Annotated in this window: 4 protein-coding genes; 2 read left to right on the forward strand and 2 right to left on the reverse strand. The window is 44.6% G+C overall.

What is annotated here, in order from left to right:
* Positions 1-316: 316 nt before the first annotated feature.
* Entirely contained in the window at positions 317-1,396 is a 1,080-nt protein-coding gene (locus tag VIP81_RS16675; protein ID WP_331963236.1) for an LptF/LptG family permease, read from the reverse strand.
* A 38-nt stretch (positions 1,397-1,434) separates the two neighbouring features.
* Positions 1,435-2,565: a tRNA guanosine(34) transglycosylase Tgt gene (gene tgt, locus VIP81_RS16680; protein ID WP_331963239.1), complete on the reverse strand. Its 1,131-nt coding sequence runs from the start codon at positions 2,563-2,565 to the stop codon at positions 1,435-1,437.
* Between the two features lie 232 nt (positions 2,566-2,797).
* On the opposite strand from tgt, the gene VIP81_RS16685 reads away from it, so the two are divergent.
* A complete protein-coding gene (locus VIP81_RS16685) occupies positions 2,798-3,937 on the forward strand; it encodes a glycosyltransferase (RefSeq protein ID WP_331963242.1) in 1,140 nt (379 codons plus the stop codon).
* Positions 3,938-4,115: 178 nt separating this feature from the next.
* A partial coding sequence (gene rsmG, locus VIP81_RS16690) for a 16S rRNA (guanine(527)-N(7))-methyltransferase RsmG (RefSeq protein ID WP_331963245.1) occupies positions 4,116-4,735 on the forward strand: 620 nt, incomplete at its 3' end.

The raw sequence follows: 4,735 nt of genomic DNA on the forward strand, positions 1-4,735 counted from the left end.
CGAATTGAAAATATTGAAAGAAAAATCTTTGAAAAAATAATTAAAGGATAGGTGCAAGTGGATACATCAAAGATAAACCGCACTACGAAGCACCTGCCTTCAGGAAGCTCAAAACGGGCACAGTTGCAGGAGGCATAAAACCCTCCAGGTTCATTACCGGCTGCAAAATGCGTATAAATGAAAAGGGCAGAAAACTTTCCAGGTCATTTTCCAGCCGCAAAATGCCTATCCCTAAAGGCTTCCGAAGTTTCCTGCTGCGCATAAAAAAAGGCGGCATCACTTGTGACGCCGCCTTCAAAAATCTTTTCGCCACCCATCACTTAGGTGCGCGGCGATATAAATACAGGGCTAGCCCGCCAAATAAAATATTCGGGATCCACACGGCCAGCAAAGGATTCAGGTCTGCCTTCACAGAAAATACCGTAGCAAATTGCAGGAAAATAATGTAGCTGGCGCTGATGACAATCCCTACTGCCAGGTGCAAACCGCTTCCACCTCTTACTTTTTTGGCAGCAATGATTCCTCCAATCAGGGTGAGGATTACCACGGCAAAGGCAGCAGCCGTTCTGCGATAATACTCTACCCAATAGGTATTCAGCCCTTCAGACCCGCGGATACTTTCTCTTTGAATAAATCTTCTCAGCTCCGGGGTGGTCATTGCTTCCTGCAGATTCTTTTCATCTACCAGGTCTTTCGGCTGCAAGGCCAGTTTTAACAAAGTATCCTGTTTACTGCTCCAGTGCTCTTTCAACCCGTCCATGCTGCGCATCGATACATAATCCAGGCGCCATTTTTTGGTGGTAGAATCCCAGGTAATCCGGTCCGCCTTCATTTTGAAGGACATGTTTTGCTTATCTACAATATTGAGTGTAAAGTTGCTGCCACTCTTGTAATTGGGATCGTAGGTCCCAAAGGTCACATAAGTAAAGCTATCTATACGGGTAGTACGATCGTATTGCGATTTCTCGTCGTCGTGATTATGGAGGTATTTGTTTTCAAAGCTGGTCCGGATACGGTTTGCATTGGGTACCACCCAATAGTTGGCCAGCCACAAAATACCGCCAAACAGGAAAGCGCCCATCCAGTAAGGACGGAGAAAACGGCGGAAACTCACACCTGCGGCCAGGATGGCGATGATCTCAGAACGATACGCCATCTTGGAGGTAAAAAATATAACAGATAAGAATATGAAAAGTGGGAACAGTAACGCCAGGATATGCGGAATAAAACCGAAGTAATAATCTACTATAATTTCATGCAGCGATAGATGATGTTTCATAAAGTCATCTACCTTTTCTGTCGTGTCTATCACTACAGAAATCAATAGGAATATCATCAGGGAATAAATGAAAGTACCTATAAGCTTGCGTAAAATGTACCAGTCAATCTTAGTCATGACCCCAAAGATATTAGTTTATTTTATAGTCCGAACTTTTACAGGCGTGTTTTCAGCTGATTCACCATACTGGTTTTCCAGGTGGCAAAAGTACCGGCCAATATTTGCTTACGGGCTTCCTGTACCAATTCCAGGTAAAATGCCAGGTTGTGGATACTGGCCAATGTCATGCCTAAAATTTCTCCGGCCACAAACAAATGACGCAGATAAGCCCTGGAATAAGTGCTGGTAGCAAAGCAGGGACTATTCGCATCTATAGGGCTAAAGTCGGTAGCCCATTTTTTATTACGGATGTTAATAACGCCATTCCAGGTAAATAACATACCATTACGCCCGTTACGGGTAGGCATTACGCAATCGAACATATCTACTCCCAGGGCTATATTTTCAAGGATATTCCAGGGGGTACCCACGCCCATGAGGTAGCGGGGCTTGTCCACAGGCAGCACTTCACATACCAGTCCGCACATTTCGTACATTTCATTTTCCGGTTCTCCTACGCTAAGGCCACCTATGGCATTACCGGCGCAGTTGCGGGAGGCGATGAATTCGGCAGAAGCCTTACGGAGGTCCTTATAGGTACTACCCTGAACGATCGGAAACAACGTTTGTTCATGACCGTAGGCAGGCTGCGTGTCGCTGAGGCGTTGAATACAACGGTCGAGCCAGCGATGGGTAAGGTCCATCGACTTGCGCGCGTAACGATAATCAGACGGATAGGGAGGGCATTCATCAAATGCCATAATAATATCGGCCCCGATGGTGCGCTGAATATCCATCACATTTTCTGGTGTGAAAAGATGGCGGGAGCCATCAATATGTGACTGGAAAACAACCCCTTCTTCCTTGATCTTGCGGTTGGCCGCCAGGGAAAATACCTGGTACCCGCCACTATCGGTCAGAATAGGACGATCCCACCCATTAAATTTATGTAAACCACCGGCCAGAGATAATACCTCCAGACCTGGCCTTAAATATAAATGATAAGTATTGCCGAGGATAATCTGCGCCTGCACGGCTTCTTTCAATTGCTCCTGCGTAACAGCTTTTACACTGCCAACAGTACCAACCGGCATAAAAATGGGCGTTTCGATTTCCCCGTGGGCAGTGGTGATTTTCCCCGCCCGGGCATTGCTGCCACTATCTGTAGTTATCAGTTCAAAATTCACTCAACTCTATTTGAGGCGCGAAGATAAGCAGAAAGCGGAAAGCATAAAGCAAAAAGCTATCGAAGCGAATGACCTTAACAGGATAATTTACGGGCAAAATGTTATCGATACGCTCAGTTCATTCGCTCCGATAGCTTTTTGCTTTCTCCTTTATGCTTTCTGCTTTCCGCTTTCTGCTTTTCACAAACAATTCTTTTACAGATAATAAAAATATTATATTTTTGCCAGCATTATGCTGGAACATCTAGGTGAAATTGCCTTATACTTTTTTGCTACCGTTGCGGGAATACAGATCATTTATTTTCTTTTTATCTTCTCCCGGGTAGCTTTTTATAGACGTAAATTTGACCTGGACCACACACCGGACGGGCCTTTTTCAGTCATTATCTGCGCAAAAGATGAAGAACTAAATCTGCAGAAAAATCTTCCGGGGGTACTGCAACAACGGTATCATCATCACATGAAACCTGAATATGAGGTGATCGTGGTCAATGATAACTCCGAAGACGACACAAAATATTACCTGCGCTCTATTGAGCCGGGTTATCCACATTATCGGCATATTGAAATTAAACAGCCTGCCAAGTTCATTCCCGGCAAAAAATACCCCTTATCTATTGGCCTGAAAGGCGCCCAGTATGAAACGGTATTGCTCACGGATGCAGACTGTAAGCCCGGCAGTACTTACTGGCTTTCTTTTATGAGCCAGGGATTTACCGGGGAAAAGGAAATTGTACTGGGATACGGTGCTTACTATAAAAAGCCCGGCTTCCTGAATAAGATCATCCGCTATGAAACCTTTTTCAGCGCCCTGCAACACCTGTCTTTTGCGATGAGCGGCATGGCCTATATGGGTGTAGGCCGCAACCTGGCGTATAAAAGAGAACTATTTTTTAAACATAAAGGCTTTACCAGTCACCAACATATTGCCAGTGGCGATGATGACCTGTTTGTAAACACGGCCGCCAACAGGAAGAATGTAGGCGTGGTCATTGATAAACAGGCATTTACCTATTCGGAGCCTAAATTGAGCTGGAAAAGCTGGTTCAGACAGAAAACCCGGCATATGTCTACCGGCAAACATTACCGCTTCGGCCACAAGTTTGTACTGGGGTTGTTTTCACTGACACATTTCCTTTTCTATCCAGCCTTTATCCTTGGCCTGTTTTTCCCACCACCCATACTTTGGTATGTGCTGGGCATCTTTGGGCTGAAAGTACTGGTACAATCTGTGATCACCTTTGCTGCCATGCGCAGACTGGACGAAAGTGACCTCTTTAAGTTCAGCTGGCTGATGGATATTTTCATGGTGCTGTACTATATTATATTTACGCCGGCATTGTTATTCAAGGCGAAGGCCAATAAATGGTAAGCGCAGCGGAGGTTGTCTTACTCAGGATTATACTGATTTTGATGATTTCCCCGATTTTATCTTTTTAAAATCAAAAAAACAAAATCGGGGAAATCATCAAAATCAGTATAATCCTGAAAAAAGACAAAAAATCGCGTTAATCATCAAAAAACAAGCTAATCCTACCTACTTTTGCGCTATGGAAATTATTTTAAAGTATTTCAGCGACTTTACACCGGAGCAGTTGTCGCAGTTTGAGGCCTTAAAGGGATTGTATCAGGAGTGGAACGAAAAGATCAATGTGATATCCCGTAAAGATATTGAAGCCTTATATGAAAAGCATGTATTACATTCTCTTAGTATAGCCGCTATTGCGGATTTTCAGCCAGGCACACAAATCCTGGATCTTGGTACCGGTGGTGGATTTCCAGGTATTCCGCTGGCCATCTTCTTTCCGGAAGTACAGTTTCACCTGGTAGATTCCATTGGTAAAAAGATCAAAGTAGTGCAGGGAGTAGCGGAAGCCCTGCAACTAAAAAATGTGACGGCAGCACATAGCCGTGTGGAAGATATTAAGAATCGTAAGTTTGATATTGTTGTGTCCCGTGCAGTAGCCCCATTGGGAGACCTTTGGCGCTGGAGCAAGCCGGTACTGAAAAAGTCGGTGGTGCCTGGCAAACAGTTCGAAAAAGGACTCATCTGCCTGAAAGGCGGGGACCTGGCACAGGAAATATCCGATAGTGGCTTAAAACCAAGACTGTTGAAAGTGTACGATATATTCCCGGAAGAAAGTTTCCAGGAGAAGTTTGTGGTATTGGC

This window comes from Chitinophaga sp. (assembly GCF_036566945.1).
GTDB lineage: Bacteria > Bacteroidota > Bacteroidia > Chitinophagales > Chitinophagaceae > Chitinophaga.